Annotated in this window: 7 protein-coding genes and 3 pseudogenes; 5 read left to right on the top strand and 5 right to left on the bottom strand. The window is 72.5% G+C overall.

The window, feature by feature from the left end; translation table 11 throughout:
* Positions 1-522 precede the first annotated feature (522 nt).
* The 4 genes from ACZ4WH_RS23445 to ACZ4WH_RS23430 all read left to right on the top strand — a co-directional run bounded on the left by ACZ4WH_RS23445 (position 523) and on the right by ACZ4WH_RS23430 (position 13,048).
* Positions 523-3,531, top strand: coding sequence for a glycosyl hydrolase (locus ACZ4WH_RS23445; RefSeq protein WP_468183377.1), 3,009 nt, complete (start codon positions 523-525; stop codon positions 3,529-3,531).
* Between the two features lie 207 nt (positions 3,532-3,738).
* Complete coding sequence (locus ACZ4WH_RS23440) at positions 3,739-6,327, top strand: glycoside hydrolase family 127 protein (protein ID WP_468183375.1); 2,589 nt, start codon at positions 3,739-3,741, stop codon at positions 6,325-6,327.
* 35 nt (positions 6,328-6,362) lie between these two features.
* A complete protein-coding gene (locus ACZ4WH_RS23435) occupies positions 6,363-9,749 on the top strand; it encodes a glycosyl hydrolase (protein WP_468183373.1) in 3,387 nt (1,128 codons plus the stop codon).
* Between the two features lie 29 nt (positions 9,750-9,778).
* Entirely contained in the window at positions 9,779-13,048 is a 3,270-nt protein-coding gene (locus tag ACZ4WH_RS23430; RefSeq protein ID WP_468183371.1) for a family 78 glycoside hydrolase catalytic domain, read from the top strand.
* A gap of 731 nt (positions 13,049-13,779) precedes the next feature.
* Here ACZ4WH_RS23430 and ACZ4WH_RS23425 read toward each other — a convergent pair.
* Together ACZ4WH_RS23425 and ACZ4WH_RS23420 are read right to left on the bottom strand one after the other, a co-directional pair.
* Positions 13,780-14,424, bottom strand: a complete 645-nt coding sequence (locus ACZ4WH_RS23425; protein ID WP_468183369.1) for an NADPH-dependent F420 reductase — start codon at positions 14,422-14,424, stop codon at positions 13,780-13,782.
* A 47-nt stretch (positions 14,425-14,471) separates the two neighbouring features.
* Positions 14,472-15,284: an inositol monophosphatase family protein gene (locus tag ACZ4WH_RS23420; protein ID WP_468183367.1), complete on the bottom strand. Its 813-nt coding sequence runs from the start codon at positions 15,282-15,284 to the stop codon at positions 14,472-14,474.
* 118 nt (positions 15,285-15,402) lie between these two features.
* Here ACZ4WH_RS23420 and ACZ4WH_RS23415 point away from each other — a divergent pair, with 118 nt between their 5' ends.
* Positions 15,403-16,347, top strand: coding sequence for a LysR family transcriptional regulator (locus tag ACZ4WH_RS23415; protein ID WP_468183365.1), 945 nt, complete (start codon positions 15,403-15,405; stop codon positions 16,345-16,347).
* Positions 16,348-16,588: 241 nt separating this feature from the next.
* Here the strand turns inward: ACZ4WH_RS23415 and ACZ4WH_RS23410 are convergent.
* The 3 pseudogenes from ACZ4WH_RS23410 to ACZ4WH_RS23400 form a co-directional block, all read right to left on the bottom strand.
* A pseudogene (locus ACZ4WH_RS23410) lies at positions 16,589-16,863 on the bottom strand (hypothetical protein).
* A 203-nt stretch (positions 16,864-17,066) separates the two neighbouring features.
* Positions 17,067-17,684, bottom strand: a pseudogene (locus tag ACZ4WH_RS23405) (cytochrome P450); the annotation flags it as partial.
* A gap of 654 nt (positions 17,685-18,338) precedes the next feature.
* A pseudogene (locus tag ACZ4WH_RS23400) lies at positions 18,339-19,159 on the bottom strand (FAD-dependent oxidoreductase); the annotation flags it as partial.

Raw genomic sequence — 19,159 nt, 5'->3', positions numbered from 1 at the left:
TTGTACCCCGTTCTTCCCAGCCCCTGCCACCGAGGAGGAGCGGCCGGTGAAGCGCACGCAGGACGACAAGTGGGCGGCCAACCCGCGGGGCGGCGAAGGCGTTCCGCGCCCGTGGGGGCACTTGAACGTGCCCCGCAGAGCCTGCGGCAGCAAATGAGGGTGCAGGCGATGCTGGTGAAGGCGAGGCAGTGGTCGGCTTTGCGTTCGTAGCTACCATCCGCATCCAGCAGGTGATGGGCGGCAACCTCCTGGTCGAACTCCCCTGCATTCCACCGGTGTCGCCTCTCCCGAGCGTGAACCGCGTTCGGGCGGTGCCGCGTTTCACCGCCCGTGCCCCGACAGGCAGTATTCGCCCCGTCGCGACGACGCGAACCCCGGCAGTCGGGGCACTGGTTCGGGCCGCGCGCGAAGTTACTGACCCGCCACGTCTTGACCCCCCGGACCCACAGGCTTAGCGTTCCGGCGTTCCTACGGTATTGAAACGATTCAATCCCGTGTCGAGTCATCTTGTGGGGCGCACCTATGCCTGAATTCCTCTCGCAACGTGGCGGGATGTCCCGGCGCACGGTTCTCGCCGTCGCGCTGGCGGCCGGCACCGTGGCCGCCGTCGGTATCGATTCAACCGGCGCCGCAGCCCTTCCCACGGTCGGCACCACCTGGCCGGCCGCCGACTGGTTCGCGCGCCCGCCGCGCTCCGTGCGTCCCAAGTTCCGCTGGTGGTGGCCCGACGGCCTCGTCGACCCAGACGAGATCGCCCGCGAGATCGACCAGATCGCGGACGCGGGCTTCGGCGGAGCCGAGATCGCCGCCGTCCACCACAGCGTCAAGAACAAGTCCCTGCTGGACACCGAGCACCACGGGTGGGGCAGCGCACCCTGGCGCGCCGGGGTCGAGGCGGCCTTGAGCCGGGCGACCAGACGCGGCCTCACCGTCGACCTCACCCTCGGCCCGAGCTGGCCCGTGGCCGTGCCCGGCGTCACCCCCGACGACGAGGCCGCCGCCCAGGAACTCGCCCACGGCCGCGTCACGGTGACCGCCGGAGCGAGTTACCAGGGCCCGGTCCCGCCGCCGGTGCACGCGGCGGCGGCCGGCGTCACCCGCCAGAGTCTCCTCGCCGTCCAGGCCGCCCGGATCAATCCGGCCCACTCCACCCGCAAGGAGACCGGGCTCGACCTCGACAGCGTCCGCGACCTCACCCCCTCCGTCACCGACGGCACGCTCTCCTGGACGGCCCCCGCCGACGGGGACTGGGTGCTGATCTCCTACTGGCGGCGCGGTTCCGGCCAGCAGCCGGAGTCCGGGCCGCACTCCGCGCCCGCCGCCTACGTCGTCGACCACTTCAGCGCGGCCGGCACCGCCGCGGTCACCGGCTTCTGGGAGCGAGCCGTGCTGACCGACTCCCTGCGCAGCCTGCTGAAGGCGGCGGGCGGCGCGTTCTTCGAGGACTCCATCGAGATGGAGACCGACGGGCTGACCTGGACCCCGCTGCTGCCGCGGGCCTTCGAGGAGCGCACGGGACGGCCGCTGCTGCCGTACCTGCCCGCCCTGGTCCTGGACAACAGCAACCAGGTCTTCGCCTTCGAGGCCCAGCTCACCCGGCAGATCCGGCACGACTTCTGGGCGACCGTGTCCGACCTGTTCAACCGGCACCACGTGCGCGCCCTGCGGGACTGGGCGCACTCCCTCGGCATGGGCCTGCGTGCCCAGCCGTACGGGCTGCAGACCGACGCCATCGAGTCCGCCGCGCTGCTGGACATCCCCGAGGGCGAGTCCCTCGGTTTCAAGAACCTCGACGACTTCCGCTGCCTGGCCGGTGGCCGGGACATGGCCGGCCACACCGTGCTGTCCTGCGAGTCCGGCGCCTACAGCGGCTCGGCCTACAGCACCACATGGGACCGCTTCCTGCGCACCATGGGCGGCGCCTACGCGGCGGGCGTCAACCAGACCGTGGTGCACGGCTTCTCCTACGCCACCGCCCCGGAGGCCCAGTGGCCCGGCTTCGCGGCGTTCAGCCCCTACAACGGCACCCCCGGCTACGGCGAGTCGTGGGGTCCCCGGCAGCCCACCTGGCGGCACGTCGAGGACATCGCCGGCTACCTGGGCCGTGTACACCGCGTCCTGCAGTCCGGCACCGCCCGCGTGGACGTCGCCGTCTTCCGGCAGACCGGCTACACCGCCACGGGCATCGGCGCGTCCTGGTTCACCGCCACCGGCGTCCCGCTCGGCTGGACGCACCAGTTCCTCAGCGGCCCCCTGCTCGACCTGCCGAACGCCACGGTCTCCGGCGGCCGGCTCGCCCCGGACGGCCCCGCCTACAAGGCGCTGTTCGTCGAGGGGGACTTCTTCTACGGCTCCACCCCGACCCTCGCCCTGCCCGACGCCCGCAAGCTGCTCACGCTGGCGCGGGCCGGCCTGCCCATGGTGCTGCTCGGCGCCTTCGACCAGGCGCTCACCCCTGGCGTGCCCGGTGCCGGTGAGACCGATGAACTGCGCGCGGTGCTCACCCGGCTTCTCGCGCTGCCGAACGTCGTCCGCGTCACGGACAAGGCGGCGGTCGGCGACGCCCTCGCCGGACTCGGCGTCACCGCCGACGTACGGCACGCCACCGCGTCCACCCTCCTCAACGCCCACCGGGTCACCAAGGACGCGGACTTCTACTACTTCTGCAACGGCAAGCACGCCGAGACCGTCAAGCCGCCCGTCGCGACCATCGACCACGACGTCACCCTGCGCCGCACCGTGGGCGGCGACACGGTGCCGTACCTGCTGGACCCGTGGAGCGGCGAGGTGGTCCGCCTCGCCCGCTACACCGAGGACGGCGACGACGTCACCCTGCGCATCAGCCTCCAGCCGGGCCAGACGACGATCGTCGCGCTGGGCCGGCCGGGACTCTTCGGGGACCGGCTCGGCAACCGCCCGCACGCCGTCGCCACCGACGCCGACCAGGTACTGTTCACCGAGCGGGGACTGACCGTCCGCGCCGGCGCAGCGGGCACGTACACCACCCGCCTGTCCCAGGGCCGCACGGTCACCACCACGCTCCCGCCGGTGCCCGCCTCCATCGTGCCGGGTCACTGGGAGCTGGACGTCGAGGACTGGCACCCCGGATCCTCCCCGACCCGCACCGAAACCGTGCGGCGCACGCTGACCCTCGACACCCTGCTGCCCTGGTCGCAGATCCCGCAGCTCGCGGACTCCGCCGGCATCGGCCGGTACCGCACCACGGTCGTCCTCCCGGCCGACTGGAGCGACGCCCACGGCGCCGTACTGGAGCTGGGACAGGTCAGCGACACGGTCCGGGTCACGGTCAACGGCACCCGGACCGCACCCGTCGACCGCGTGCACCCGGTCGTCGACCTCGGGGCGCTGCTGCGGGCGGGCGAGAACACCGTCGAGATCGAGGTGGCCACGCCGCTGATCAACCGTCTCCGGGTGACCCGGCCCGAGGTCTTCGGGACCACCGCCCGGCAGGCCTACGGGCTGACCGGCCCCGTCCGGCTGGTGCCGTACGTTCAGGCCACCGTCGAGTGACCCCGCGGGGCGCACCGGCCACCGGTGCGCCCCGCACGGCCCCCACGGCACGGCCGCCGGAGGGCACGTCGTGGATCCACCCGCCTTGAACGATTCAACCCGCTCGCGATCCCGCTCCCCCTCCCCCTCCCCGACCGAGCGTCCTCGTCCCCGCTCAGGCCCCCCGTTCCGGAAGTCAGTGCCGCCTGCCCGAAGGGAACCCGTCCCGTGCCCGCACAGCACCACGGACCGAAGCCGTCCCGACGCCACGTCCTGTTCGCCGCCTCGGCCGCGGCGGCCCTCACCGCACTGCCGGTGACTCCGGCGGCCGCCGCCGAGCCGCCCGGCGCGGCGGAGTCCGTGCCGACGCCGCCGCTCACCCCCTCCGCGCCGACGCCGCCCCTCACCCCGTTCCCGCTCTCCGCCGTCCGGCTGCTGGAGGGCCCGTTCCTCGCCAACATGCGCCGCACGTGCGCCTACCTGCTCTTCGTCGACATAGACCGGCTGCTGCACACCTTCCGGCTGAACGTGGGCCTGCCGTCCGCCGCGGAGCCCTGCGGCGGCTGGGAGGCCCCCACCGTCCAGCTCCGCGGCCACACCACCGGGCACCTGCTCAGCGCCCTGGCCCAGGCACACGCCAACACCGGTGACACCGCCTACGCCGACAAGGGGCGCCGGCTCGTCGCGGCGCTGGCCGAGTGCCAGCAGGCCGGGCCGGCGGCCGGCTTCCACCGCGGGTACCTCTCCGCGTTCCCGGAGACGGTCTTCGACGAGCTGGAGGCGGGCGGCAGGCCGTGGGCGCCGTACTACACGCTGCACAAGATCATGGCCGGTCTGCTCGACCAGTACCGGCTGAGCGGCAACCGGCAGGCGCTCACGGTGCTGCTGGAGATGGCGGCCTGGGCGGACGCGCGCACCGCACCGTTGTCCAGGGAGCGGATGCAGAGCGTGCTGAAGGTCGAGTTCGGCGGCATGAACGACGTCCTTACCCGGCTGTACCTGGAGACCGGGGACCCGGCGCACCTGCGCACCGCGCAGCGCTTCGACCACGACGAGCTGTACGCGCCGCTCGCCGCGGGCCGCGACGAGCTCGCCGGACGGCACGCCAACACCGAGATCGCCAAGGTGGTCGGCGCGGTGCCGGGCTACGAGGCCACGGGCGACGCCCGCTACCTGGACATCGCCGACACCTTCTGGACGCACGTGGTGGACCACCACTCGTACGTCATCGGTGGCAATTCCAACCAGGAACTCTTCGGCCCGCCCGACGAGATCGTCAGCCGGCTCTCCGACGTCACCTGCGAGAACTGCAACAGCTACAACATGCTCAAGCTCGGCAGGCACCTGTTCCTGCACCGGCCGCAGCGCACCGCCTACATGGACCACTACGAGTGGACGCTGTACAACCAGATGCTCGGCGAACAGGACCCCGACTCCGACCACGGGTTCGTCACCTACTACACCGGTCTGTGGGCGGGCTCCCAGCGGCAGCCCAAGGGCGGACTCGGCGCCGCTCCCGGCAGCTACAGCGGCGACTACGACAACTTCTCCTGCGACCACGGCACCGGTCTGGAGACCCACACCAAGTTCGCCGACACGGTCTACTTCCGCGGCGGCGGCACCGAGCGGCCGACGCTGTACGTCAACCTGTTCATTCCCTCGGAACTGCGCTGGCGGGAGACAGGAGTGACGCTCCGTCAGGAGACGTCCTACCCGGCCGGCGACCGCACCCGCCTCACCGTCACCGGTGGAGAGGCGCGCTTCAGCCTCCGCCTCCGCATCCCCGGCTGGGTCGCCGCCACCGGCCGGCCCGCCGTCCTGAAGGTGAACGGCCTCCCCGTCACCGCCCGCCTCCGGCCCGGCACGTACGCCGACGTGGAACGGCGATGGCACCCCGGCGACACCGTCGACCTCGTCCTGCCCCGGGTGCCGGTCTGGCGCCCGGCGCCCGACAATCCGCAGGTGCAGGCGCTGTCGTACGGCCCGCTCGTGCTGGCCGGCGAGTACGGCGACACGCCGCCGGCCACGCTGCCCGCCATCAGCCCCGCCAGCCTGAGAGCCACCTCCGCGGACGGGACCGCCTTCACCGCGCTCGCCGACGACCGGGAGGTGTCCCTGCGGCCCTTCCACGAGGTGCACCACCAGCGCTACAACGTCTACTGGGCCGTGCCACCGCGCCGCACACCCGAACGGGACGTCGTCCGCTACCCGTTGGACGAGGGCAGCGGCACGACCGCCGCGGACCGCACCCGGACCTTCCCCGACGCCGCACTGGTCGGCGGCGCCGCCTGGAGCACGGACGGCGGGAACCCCTGCGTGACCCTCGACGGCCGGGACGGTCACGTCCTGCTCCCGCCCGGCCTGCCCAGCGCACTCGACGAGCTGACCGTCGCCGTGCGCGTCCGCGTCGACACCCTCGCGCCCTCGGCCCGCGTCTTCGACCTCGGCTACCACAAGGACACCTACCTGTTCCTCGCCGCGACCACCGGCGCCGGACGCGCCCGCGCCGCGCTGAAGATCGCCGGGATGAAGGCGGAGGACGTCATCGACGCCACCGGCCCGCTGCCGGTCGGCCGCTGGACCCATGTGGCGCTCACCCTCGCGGGCGGTACCGGCGTGCTCTACATCGACGGCCGGGAGGCCGGCCGGAACGACGGCATGGTCGCCGGTCCCCTCCTGCTCGGCCGCACCAGCCGCAACTACCTGGGTCGCTCCCAGAACAGCACCCACCCCTACCTGCACGGAGCCGTCCGCGACGTCCGGCTGCACAACCGCGCCCTGACCGCCGCCGACGTGCTCGCCCTCGCCCAGGGCTGACCTTGGCGTCCACCCTCGACCACAGGAGCTCCGCCATGCCCGACAACGCCCTGTCCAGACGCCGGTTCGTGGCCGCGGCCGGCGCCACCGGCACCCTGCTCGCGGTGGGCCTGCCCGGCACCGCCCGCGCCGCCGGCGCACCCACCGCACCCGACACCACCGCCTGGTCGGCGAGCCGGTTCGCCGACCCGCGCCGCGACAGCCGCCCCACCGTCTACTGGTACTGGAACGGCCCCGTCACCCCCGACCTGGTCGACCGGCAGCTCGCGGACCTGCGGTCCAAGGGCATGTACGAGGTGGTCCTCTTCCCCTTCGACAACGCCGAGATGCTGCCGGTGTTCTTCACCGAGGACTGGTTCGCCGTCGTCGGACACGTGCTGGACACCGCCGAGCGCACCGGCATGCGGGTGTGGATCTTCAACGACGACCACTTCCCGAGCGGCCGGGCCGGGGAGTTCATCGTCAAGGGCGGCCAGGTCGGCACCCGCACCTACGCGCCGCGCCCCGAACTGCGTCTGAAGGCGCTGTGGCGCTCGACCACCGTCGTGCACGGCCCCGCAACGGTCGACCTGCTGCGCAGCACCGGCGTCGGCGTGGAGGCCGGCCACCTGGTCGCCGACGGCGCGGTCCTCGCCGGGGCCGCCGTCCTGCGCGGCAGCGACGACTGGGGCGACTGCACCGTCACCGGCAGCGCCAAGGCCGAGCACACCGCGGCCGGCCTCGTCGTGCGGGCGTCCGCCGACGGCGGCAGCGGATACGCCGTCGCCTTCGACCAGACCGGCGTCGTCACCGTCCAGCGCCTCACACCCGGCTCCGACCCGGTCGAACTGCTGCGCAGCAGACGCACCGACGGGTTCAACAAGACCAAGTTCCACACGCTCCGCGTCACCGTACGGGGCACGGCGCTGTCCGTCACCCTCGACGGTGTCGACAAGGGCGGCGTCGACGACCCCGCCCACACCACCGGCGGCGTCGGCGTCCGCGCCGTCGACGACCAGCGGGCCCTGTGGGACAGCCTCGCGGTGACCGCCGCCGACGGCACCGCCCTCTACTCGGCCACGTACGACGAGCCCGCCGCCGCGGGCGACTTCCCCGACCGCGCCCTGCCCGGCACGGGCATCACCGTCGCCGCGGCGGCCGCCCGGCCCGCCGGCCCGGGCGACGGCGACGACGTCGTCGAGCTGACGGACGAGCTGACGGACGGGCACACCTGGCAGGCACCGGCGGGCACGTGGCAGGTCGACGTGTTCGGCGGCGTCGTCCTCGTCGACGACTCCCAGGGTTACAGCCGCGGTTACGTCGACCTGCTCGACGACGAACCGGTCGAACTCTTCCTGGACATCGTGCCGGGTGAGTACCACCGCCGCTTCGGCAGGCACTTCGGCACGGTCGTCCCCGGCTTCTGGGACGACGAGCCCTTCTTCGCCTCGGCCGAGGCCCACTTCAAGCGGCTGCCCTGGTCGCCCACCCTCGAGCGGGCCCTGCGCGCGGTCGGCGTCACCCCCGGCCTCGCCTACGCGAGCGCGTTCGACGACCTGGGCCGCGCGGGACGCATCGCCCGGGGACGGTACTGGCGGGCAGTCTCCGACCGCTTCGCCGCCGCGTTCGAGAAGCAGTCCCGCTGGTACGAGGAGCGGGGCGTCGCCCTGATCACCAACCCGCTCTACGACGAGACCGCCCCCGCCAAGCGCATCCCGTCCACCGGCGACCTGCACAAGGTCAACCAGTGGGCGCAGGTCCCCGGCGGCGACATCATCACCGCCGAGTACGTCGCCGGCCGGCCCACCATGATCCCCCGCAACCCGGCCTCCGTCGCCCACCAGCAGGGCCGGGAGCGGGCGCTGCTGGAGATGTTCGGCAACATGGGCTGGCAGGTCACCCCCGCCTTCGTGCACGCCACCGTCGGCGCGCAGGCCACGCGCGGCATCAACCTGACCGTGCTGCACGCCCTGTGGACCGACGAGACGCGGGTGTACTTCCCACCGCCGTTCGGGCCGCGCGCCCCCTGGTGGTGGGCGATGCGGCCGCTCGCCGAGTGGATCGGACGGGTCATGGAGGCCGGCCGCGGCACCTGTGCCGCCCGCACCGCGCTGCTACAACCGCAGCGCGCCGCCGAGCAGTGGACCGGCACCGCACGCCAGCAGGACGTCGACGGCCCGCTCGCGGACGCGGCCTACGCCCTCGAACGTGCCCAGGTCGACTTCGACCTGCTCCACGAGGGCGCCCTCACCGGCGACCCCGCCCTCCTCACGCACGCGGAGGTGCACGGTGGACGGCTCGTCGTCGGGGCCGCCGCCTACGACGTCGTGGTGGTGCCGCAGGCACCGACGCTGGACGCGGCCGGTCTGCGGGTGCTGCGGGCCTTCGCCGAGGCGGGCGGCACCGTCGTCGCGGTCGGCGCCCTCGACAGCGACGACGCCGACGGCAACGACCGGTCCCTGGCACACGGTCTCGCCGACCTCTTCGGCGACCGGCTGCCGGGCACCCGTCCCCTGGGCCGCGGCAACGCCGTACGCGTCGCCGACACCGCCGGGCTGGCCGCGGCCGCCCACGCCGCCGGAGCGGCCGCCGCCGTCCTGGACCCGCCGCAGGACGCCGTCCGGGTGCTGCGGGTGCGCCGGGCCGCCGACACCGTGTTCCTCGTCAACAACGAGAGCGGCGCGCCGGTGCGGACGGTGGCCACACTCCCGGCGTCGGGCGCGCCGGAGCTGTGGGACCCCGCCACCGGCACCGGGGGCCCGGCGCCCCTGCACACCAGCGGCCACGACGCCGTGCGGCTGCCGCTGACCCTGGAGCCGTACCAGACCCTCGTCGCCGTGGTGCACGCCGGTACCCGGCCCGGACCGCACCTCACCGACTCCCCGCTGCCGGTCCTCGGCGTCGAACGGCAGGGCACCGGCCTGACCGCGACCGTCGAGGCGGACGCCCCCGGCACCCACACCCTCACCGGCACCGACGGCAGCCACCGCTACCGCGGCACCGTGCGCGTCGACGACCCGCTCACCCCGCTCCCGGTGACCGGTGACTGGACCCTCACCCTCGAACGGGACGGCGCCACCCCGGTCACCGGGCCCCTGGGCAGCTGGACCGGGCGCGACCCGCTGTTCTCCGGGACCGGCGCGTACGTCACGGACATCGATGCCGACGCCGCCCGGCTCGACGGACTCCGCGTCCTGCTCGACCTCGGCGACGTGCGTGACGTCGCGGAGGTCACGGTCAACGGCCGGACGCTGCCGCCGCTGCTGTGGGCGCCGTTCACGGCCGACGTCACCGGACTGCTCCGCACGGGCCGCAACACGGTGCGGGTCCGCGTGGCCAACACGCTGTCCAACGAGCGCAACAAGCCGCTTCCGTCCGGCCTTCTCGGCCCCGTGACCCTGCGCTTCCGGCGCCGCGTCACCGCCACGCTCCACCGCACCTGATGCCTCGTCACCTTCCGCAAGGAGCCGCCATGCGCAGACCGCGCTTCCGCCAGCAACACAGACCGACCGCACTCCTCGCCGCCGCCACCGCCGTCGTCACCCTGCTGGCCGGCGCCGTCGCCGCCGAGGCCGCCGCCCCCGGCACCATCTCCCCCACCCGGCTGCGGACCCAGCACCTCACCCAGGCGCTGGGCATCGACGACACCACACCCGACCTCGGCTGGCAGACCACCGCCACCGCACCGGACACCCGGCAGACCGCCTACCGCGTGCAGGCCGCCACCTCGCCGGGCCTGCTGAACGCCTCCCGGCCCGACCTGTGGGACTCCGGGAAGGTCGACTCGACCACGCCCGCGACGACGTACGCGGGCAGGGAACTCGGCTCGCGGACCCGCGTCTACTGGCGCGTCATGCTCTGGTCCCAGCACGGACCGCAGCACTCGGCCTGGAGCCGGCCCGCCGTCTTCGAGACCGGCCTCACCCGGCCGTCCGACTGGGACGCCGACTGGATCACCCACCCCGCCTGGCGACTGAGCGAGCGCACCGTCGAACCCGTCGTCGTCCGCCTGCCCCGCACCACCGCCCGCCACGTGCGCCTCGACGTCACCAGGCTCGGACTCCCGCTCGCCGAGAGCTTCCCGGACCGCACCTGGCGCCTCCAGCTCGGTGAGATCGACCTGCGCGACTCCGCCACCTCCACCACCGGGCTCGCCCGCGGCGCCGCCGTCACCGCCTCCGAGAGCAACACCGTCCGCAAGACGTGGGAACCGGCGCTGGCGGTCGACGGCCTGCCCAACAGCGCCCTGCAGACCGCGGCCGGATACGCGAGCGCGGCCCACACCGGACCGGACGTCTCCGCAGCACCCGTGACGCTCACCCTCGACCTGAAGAGCGCCAAGACCTTCGACGAGGTCGCTCTCTACCCGCGCGCCGATGTCCTCACCGACGACGGCCGCGTCCCCGGCTTCCCCGTCGACTACGCCGTCTCCGCCGCCGACGCCGCCAGCGGCCCCTTCACCCCCCTCGCCCAGGTCACCGGCCAGCAGCCGCCCACGCCCTACCTCCCGGCCGGACTGCCGCTGCTCACCGACGACTTCACGCTCCCGCGGGACGCGCGCAGCGCGCGCCTGTACATCGCGGGCCTCGGCATCTACGACGCCACCCTCAACGGCAGACCGGTCGGCGACGCCGTCCTGGAACCCGCCAACACCACCTACGCCCAGCGCGTCCAGTACGCCACGTACGACGTGACCGACCTGCTGCGCACCGGCGCCAACACCATCGGGGTCGCCCTCGGCAACGGCATGGCCAATGTCGTCAGCACCGCCGACCGCTACCGCAAGCTGTACGGCAACCTCAGCGACCCCAAGCTGATCGCCCGCCTGGAGGTCACCCTCGCCGACGGCAGCGTACGCACCGTCACCAGCGGCGACGACTGGCGCACCACGCTCGGCCCCACCACCTCCAGCAACTGGTACGGCGGTGAGGACTACGACGCCCGCCGCGAGATCCCGCAGTGGGACGAGCCCGGCGGCGACCGGCACGCCTGGCCGCACGCGGTGGCGGTGAGCGCACCCGGAACAGCCGACCGGCCCGCCGTCCTCAGCGCCCGCGAGACCGAACCCGTCAAGGTCGTGGAGACCCTCACCGGCACCGAGGTCGCCGGCGCCGCGGGCAGCCGCGTCTTCGACCTCGGCCGCAACATCGCCGGCTGGCCCCAGCTCACCGTCGACGCCCCCGCCGGCACCACGGTCCGCGTCTACCCGGCCGAAAGCCTCAAGGACGGTCACGCGTTCCAGTCGATCAGCAACGTCGGCGCGCCCCTGTGGGACAGCTACACCACCCGCGGTGACGGCGGCGAGACCTGGCACCCCCGCTTCGGCTACCACGGCTTCCGCTACCTGGAGGTCAAGGGCCTGCCCGAGGGGGCGACGGTCACCGTCCGCGGCAAGGTCCTGCGCACCGACAACGCCCCGGCCGGCGACTTCACCAGTTCCGACCCGCTGATCAACGACATCCACGGGCTGATCCGCCGGGCCATCGAGGGCAACATGATGAGCGTCCTCACCGACTGCCCCAGCCGGGAGAAGCTGGGCTGGCTCGAACAGGACCAGCTCGTCTTCCCCGCCCTCGCCGCCAATTACGACATGCAGGCCTACCTGCGCAAGATCGTCCGCGACATGGCGGACGCGCAGACCGCCGACGGGCTGGTCCCCAGCACCGTCCCCGAGTACACCAGCCTGCCCGGCGCCTACCGCAACGACTCCAACTGGGGCGGCGCGTTCGTCCTCGTCCCCTGGCAGCTCTACACCACCTACGGCGACCGGCAGACCCTCCAGACGTACTACCCGCGGATGCGCGCGTACGCGGCCTTCCTCGAACGGCAGGTCAGCGGGGGCATCCTCGACTACGGGCTGGGCGACTGGTTCACCCCCGACCGCACCTTCCCGCGCGCCGTCGCCGGCACCTACGGCTACTGGCGGGTCGTCGACGCCCTGAGCCGCATCGCCGGTGTCCTCGGCGACGCGGAGGCCGCCGCCACCTACCGGGCCGAGGCCGACGCCGCCGCCCGGGCACTGTCCGCCAAGTACTACGACGCCGCCACCGGGACCTTCGGCGGGGGCGGTCAGGGCGCCGAGGCGCTCGCCCTGGACATGGGCGCCTATCCGGCAGGGGAACGCGACCGCCTGCTCGCCCACTTCACCTCGTCCGTGCGGAACGCCGGCTACCACCTGCTGCTGGGCGAGATCTCCCTGCCCGCGGCCTTCCGCGTGCTCAGCGCCGCCGGCCGGGACGACATCGTCCACGCCGTCGCCACGCGGACGACCAGCCCCAGCTACGGCTACCAGGTGAGGGCCGGCAACACCACTCTGGGCGAGTCCTGGGACGGCGGCCCCGGCCAGTCGCAGAACCACTTCATGCTCGGCGCGATCGACTCCTGGTTCACCACCCGGGTCGCCGGCCTCTCGCAGACCGCCGACTCCGTCGGCTACGCCGAACTGCTCGTCGATCCGGCCGTGGAAGGCGACATGACGTCCGCGTCCGCCTCACACCGCACCCCCTACGGCACCGCCCGCACCGCCTGGCAGCGGGACGCCGACACCTTCCGGCTGACGGTCGACGTCCCGGCCGGCAGCACCGCGGAGGTCCACGTCCCCGCGACGGAGGGCTCCGCGCGGGCACCGCACGGGGCGCGGTTGCTGCGCACGGACAGCACGGAGGCGGTGTACCAGGTCGGCTCGGGCCACTGGAAGTTCGACTCGACCCTGCCGACGACCGGGCCCACGACTACGAACTGACGACACGTCAGCAACTTCCCTGGCGCGTCCTGTCCGGCCGTCCCCGGGGCCCGGTCGGTCCTCCGACCGGGCCCCCGCGGGGCCGGAGACTGCACCGGGGCCGCGGCGTGTCCGTCCGGCGGGGGCTGAACGGGGACAGCGGCGGGCCGGTTACGGCGGGGGCACAGCAGGGACAGCGGCCGACCCCTACGGTGGCGTCCCTCCATTGGGGAAGCCGTACGACGGCCGGTACTGCGGCACACCGCAGCCGCCCCCGCACCGACGACACCGTCCCGGCCGGCCGCTGCTGCACCGTGCGCGTCGAGGCGTCCCACGCACCGCGTCCATCTCGCAGCCGACGCCGTGGCCGACCGCATCGCCGAGGCCGCCGAGGCCAACCGCTGCCAGCCTGGCACAGGTCGCGGACCCCATCGGCTGCCGCCGATCTCGGCGGTGAGTACCTGCTCGCGTGTCGCGGGTCTTGTCCAGGCGCTCGCAGGGGATCAGCTCGAACCTGGCGGATCTGGGCTGGTAGCGGTGCATGCTCGCCTTGTGGCATGGCGGGCAACTCCCGGGCAGATGTTCCAGACGGCTCAGGAGGCCACGGTGAAGTGCTGCGGGGCAACCGTGGCGATACCGCGGGGGTATAGCCGGGTGCCTACTCTGTCGATCAGGCCGTGGGAGAGGCGGAGCCGCCGTAGTACTCCGAGCCGGGGAAAGCCCGGCACATGGGGAAGGCCGGCAGCGAGATGTCAGCGGGCGAGGGAGACGGCGAAGGGCTTGAAGCCGTGTCGGCGCAGGATGTGGGGAACCACGAGGATCATGGCTTCGGTGGCGCGGGCTGTGGTGATGCCGCCGAGGTCCTCGATCCGTTCGGGCTGCCAGCCCAGGTCGCCGAGCAGGTCGGTGACGGTCTTCTTCGCGTTCTGGTCCTCGCCCGAGAGGTAGGCGGTCGGTGGGGTGGCGAGGGTTTCGGGAGCGGTCATGACCATGAACAGCATGGTGTTGAGGGTCTTGACCACATGGGTGTCGGGGAGTGCGGCTTGGAGCTTCTCGGCGAGGCTGCTGCCGGGGTAGCACAGGTCACCGGGCAGGCCGTCATCGGCGTCGCGGGTGGCGTTGGAGACATCGACGAGGATCTTTCCGGAGAGCTCGGTGCGCAGGCCGGCCAGGCGGTCCAGGGAGGTGTCGCCGGGCGTCGCGTTGATCACGACGTCCGCGGTGCGGGCGGTGGTGTGCTGGTCGGCGAAGGTGATCTGCGGGGGGATGCCGGCGGGGAGGGCTGCGGTGTTTTCCGGGTTCCGGACACCTAGGGTGACACGGTGTCCGGCTGCGGAGAGCTTGCCGGCGAGGTTGGCGCCGACGCGGCCGGCGCCCAGGACGCCGATGCTGGTCATGAGGTGATGCTCCTTGCGGGTGAGGTGGATGGAGCGGGGATGTCCGGTCAGGCGATGGTCGACAGGACCTTGAGGGCGGCGGTGTGGATGCCAGGGGCAGCGGCCAGGAAGTCGCGGCTGCCCGTGTTCCAGGGCTCGCCCGCCAGGTCGGTGACGGTGCCTCCGGCCTCGGAGACCAACAGCGCACCGGCGACCAGGCCGGAGCGGACGTCGGAGAACTGCCAGAACGCGTCCGTGCGTCCGGCCGCGACGTGGATGAGCTGCATCGTGGCGGGAACGGAGACACGCACGACCAGGCCGTTGACGAGCATCGCGGTGACGGAGTCACCGATCCGCCGGAAGGTGTGCTCGTCCTCGCCGGGCCTGGCCTGTCCGGTGCCGACGAGCGCGGCGCCCAGGTCGGTCTTGGCGGACACCTTCAGGGGCCGGTCGTTGAAGCGGGCGCCACCGCCGGCGACTGCGGTGTAGGTGTCGCCGGTCAGCGGCAGGTGGACGACGGTGAGCACCGGCTGGTTGTCGCGGACCAGGGTGGCGGTCACGGCCCAGTCCTCCATGCCGTGCACGTGGTTGATGTTGCCCTCGGCGGGGTCGACGACCCACCACTCGCCGGGCGGGAGCGCGCCGCCGGCAAGCTCGTCCTCGGCCCACTGCGATCCCGGCCGGGCCCGCAGCAGCGGCTCCCGCAGCACCTCCAGCACCGCGTCGTCGTTGGCGTGGATCTCGCCCACGACCTCGTCCAGACTCACGCCCCTGGCGTGCGAGGTGTGGCGATCACGCAACGTGACGCCGGCGGTCTGCACCGCGGCTGTCACGTCGGACAGGAGCGTCGTACCGGCGGCGAAAGGCATGGCTGTGCTCATGGTGGGCTCCCTGGGAGATCGGTCGAAGCGGGGCGGTTGTCTCGCCCCCGCACTTCGAAGGTAGGCCCGCTTGGTCATTAACAACAAGTGCATGCTTGTCACTTGTAGAGTTACTGGCATGCAACTGGACCTGAACCTGCTCACAGCCCTCGACGCACTGCTGGAAGAAGGCAGCGTCGCGGGCGCCGCAGCACGGCTCCGCGTCACCGCACCGGCGATGAGCCGCTCCCTGGGCCGCATTCGCAAGGCCACCGGCGACCAGATCCTGGTCCGCACCGGCCGCACCATGGTCCCAACCCCCCGCGCCCTGGCCATGCGCGCTCAGGTCCACGCCCTCGTACAGCAGGCCCACCACCTTCTGTCCGCACAGCAGGAACTCGACCTGGCAGCTCTGGACCGGGTGTTCACCGTGCGCTGGCACGACGCCCTGACCGCCGCCTGCGGCACCGCCCTGATCACCGCCGTCCACCGCCAGGCCCCCGACGTCCGGCTGCGCCTGTCCGCCGAACCCGGGACGGACGACGCGGAACTGCGCCGGGGTGAGGTCGACCTCGAATCGAGCTCCAGCGCTCCGACGCTCCCCGACATCCGCCACCGCCTCGTCGGCAGGGACCGGCTGGTCGTCGCCGTCCGACCGGGCCACCCCCTCGCCGAAGGTCCGCTGAGCATCGAGCGCTACGCAGCCGCCGAACACCTCGCCGTTTCGCGACGCGGAAGCCTGCGCGACCCGATCGACGACGCCCTGACCACCCGCGGCCTCGAACGACGCGTCGTCGCCGCCGGGCCCACCGCCGCTTTCGCACTGCAACTCGCCCGCGACACCGACCTGGTCGTCACCCTCCCCGACGCGGTCACCCGCGCAGCCCGGGAACAACTCGGCCTGGCCACACTGCCGCCGCCACTCCCGCTGCCCGACATCCCCTTGTACCTGCTGTGGCACCAGCGCTACGACGACGACCGCGCCCACACCTGGCTGCGAGACCTGGCCGCCGAAACCGTCCAGGCACTGTTCGCACCACCGACCGCCTCCCAACAGCCCATCACCCACCGGACCGGGCAGTGACGCATACACCCGGGGAAAGGTCCGCGGCAGCTGACTCCCGTTCTGGTGAACATCGCCTATTCGTGCGAGCGTGCGACGCCCAATCTCACGTCGAAACGACGTCGTAAATCGGTAAATCACGTGCCAAGCCATGCCGGCCATCGCCGGGTGGTACGCACCGGGTGCAGTGCCGGGCATCGCGGTGCGCACCAGAGTGGAGTCCGCTCGGTGGGCTCCACTCGGTGGACGGTGTCCGGCATCGTCACCACAGCCAGGCGTTGGAGTTCCGCAGCCGGGACAGGGCGCGGGCGTCGCGGTGCGCGGCCGCGTTGCCGATCCGGTTCTGCCGGGGCCGGGGCCGGCGCGACTGCCCGGCGGCAAGGCGGCGACGTCCGGCGTCCTGGAGCCGCCGCTGCTTGCGCAGCTCCGCCTTCTTCGCCGCCTCGACTTCGGCTTCCGGGGCCGCTTCCAGACCGGCCGCCACCCCAGGGGCTCCTCGGGCTCGGGCTCCTGGTCCTCATCGAGCGCGGCGGCCATCCTGACTGCCGACCGCTTCCGGGGGCGGCGAGCACCGTCCAGACGCTGGATCACCGGCGTCGACGAGACCCACGCGGCAAGAAGGGCCAGCATCGGGGTGGAGGGGGCGCCGGGTGTCGTTCGCGACTGCGGGTCAGTGGTGGCAATGCGGAAACGGCCGAGCCGTCCGCCGCCCGACCTCGCAATTGCCTTCGGCTGCCGCGTCAACCGTCACCTTGCTCGATGCCCAGATGGCTCGGACCCCGAAGAACGGGGCTGGGCCGGTACGGCGGCGGGTCGGTGACCAGCCGGGGGCGGTCGAGCCGACGTACCAGCTCGGTCAGCGCGATCTGGGTCTCCCGCCGGGCCAGCGGGCCGCCGAAACACAGGTGGATGCCGCTGCCGAAGCCCAGGTGCTGGTTGTCACGCCGGTCCGGGTCGAAGCGGTCCGGTTCGTGGAAGCGCTTGGGATCGCGGCTGCCGGAGGCCAGCATGAGCATGATCTGCGAGCCCCGGGGGATGACGGTGTCGGCGACGGTGATGTCGCTGTACGCCGCCCGCCAGGGAATGATGTGCACGGGGGGCTCGTAGCGCAGCAGTTCCTCAACCAGCGGCCCGACGAGGTCCGGTTCGTCGCGCAGGCGCTGCAGCACCTGCGGGTGGCGCAGCAGGGTCAGCATGCCGTTGGTGATGAGGTTGACGACGGTCTCATGGCCGGCGATGAGGAGCAGTTTGGCGGTGGCGACGATGTCGGCGTCGGCCATCCGACCGTCGGGCCCGTCGTCGTTGGCCAGGCCTGACAGCAGGTCGTCTCCCGGCCGGCCGTGGCGCTGTTCCACCAGCTCGCCGAGGCGCCGGAGCAAGTCCTTGCGGGACTGCACGCCCTTGTCCAGCTTCTCCTTCGGGTCGGTCTTGGGGTCGTAGTCGACCGAGTTCATGATGTCGTTCACCCAGAGGTGAAACCTCGGCTCGTCCTCGCGCGGCACGCCGAGCAAGTGACAGATCACGGTTACGGGGAGCGGGAAGGCGAACTCGTCGACGACGTCGATCTGCTCCTTGCCCGCCACATCGTCGATCAGGCTACCGACGGTGGCGGTCAGGAAGCCTTCAAGCGCGGTCACCAGCCCAGGGGTGTGCGGGGGCCCGAAGTGACGCATCGCCATACGCCGCAGACGATCGTGCTCGGGCGAGTCCATGCGGATGAACGACGACGTGGCCCTTCCCTCGACTGAGGGCATCGGGCACGACAGGTTGCGCACGTCGGAGCTCAGGTGCGGGTCATTCAGTATGTCCGTGATCTCGCGATAGGTGCTGATGACGTAGCTGCCGTCCTCCTGCCGAGCCACCGGCGTCTTGCGCAACTCGGCATACAGCGGGTAGGGGTCGGCCCGGGCGGAGTAGTCGAAGATCCGTCGCAGCGTGCCGGTTGTTCCGGCCGTGGTCGTCTGGCCTTCCTCCTGCCGATGCCGGTGCACGGCCGCGACGCGGCACTCACCCGGGTCATGGCCTGTGACAGCCATGGTGGCGCCCTGCGCGAGCGCGGCGGGGCCGGGGAAGTCGACGGGCACCGGTGTCCTGTCGGCCGGCTGGTCGGGAGTGGGGCAGGGGGGAGGGAAGGGTGCGGCCGTTTTGATCAAGTGCCGGTAGTGGCCCAGCCACTTACCGTTGTCGAAGCTCACAGCGGCCGTGACGCGGCCCCGATAGCCGTATGCGGTGACGAAGCGGCGGTCGTCCAGCGATCCCTGGGTGACGACCACCTCGTCGGCGAAGGTCGGCACGCCGACAGACTTGATGTTGACGCCGAACTGGATCGACCAGAACAGCGGGATGGACAGGTGGCTCCATCGGTTCACCTGGGCGCTGACCATGTTGTGTGCCGCGACCTCTGCCTGCTCCACGGCGTTGGCCCAGTGCTCCAGCGAGACGAGCCGGTATCCGTAGAAGGGATTCGGGCAACGCGCCACGTCTCCCGCGGCGAAGACGTCGTCGGTGACGCGGCCATGGTCGTCGAGGGCGCGGCAGCCCGTGTCACAGGTGATCCCCCACTCGCCTGCCGCCAGTCCCGACTCCCGCAGCCACTCGGTGTTGCGGATGCTCCCGAGTGCCACCACCGCCACTTCGGCGTCGACCGTACTGCCGTCGTCGAAGTGAGCCCGGCGGAACCGTCCCCGCGCGTCGCCCTCAAGCCGGGCGACCCTTACACCGCACCGCAGGTCGATACCATGAGCGCGCTGCATGTCGGCCGCAACCTCGCCGATCATGGCGCCGAGCGCCCCGACGAGCGGGGCCGGCCCGAGTTCGGCGACGGTGACCGGGA

This window comes from Streptomyces sp. NPDC029138 (assembly GCF_055564375.1).
Note: the sequence above shows the minus strand (reverse complement) of the source record. Positions and strands in the feature narration are given on the sequence as shown.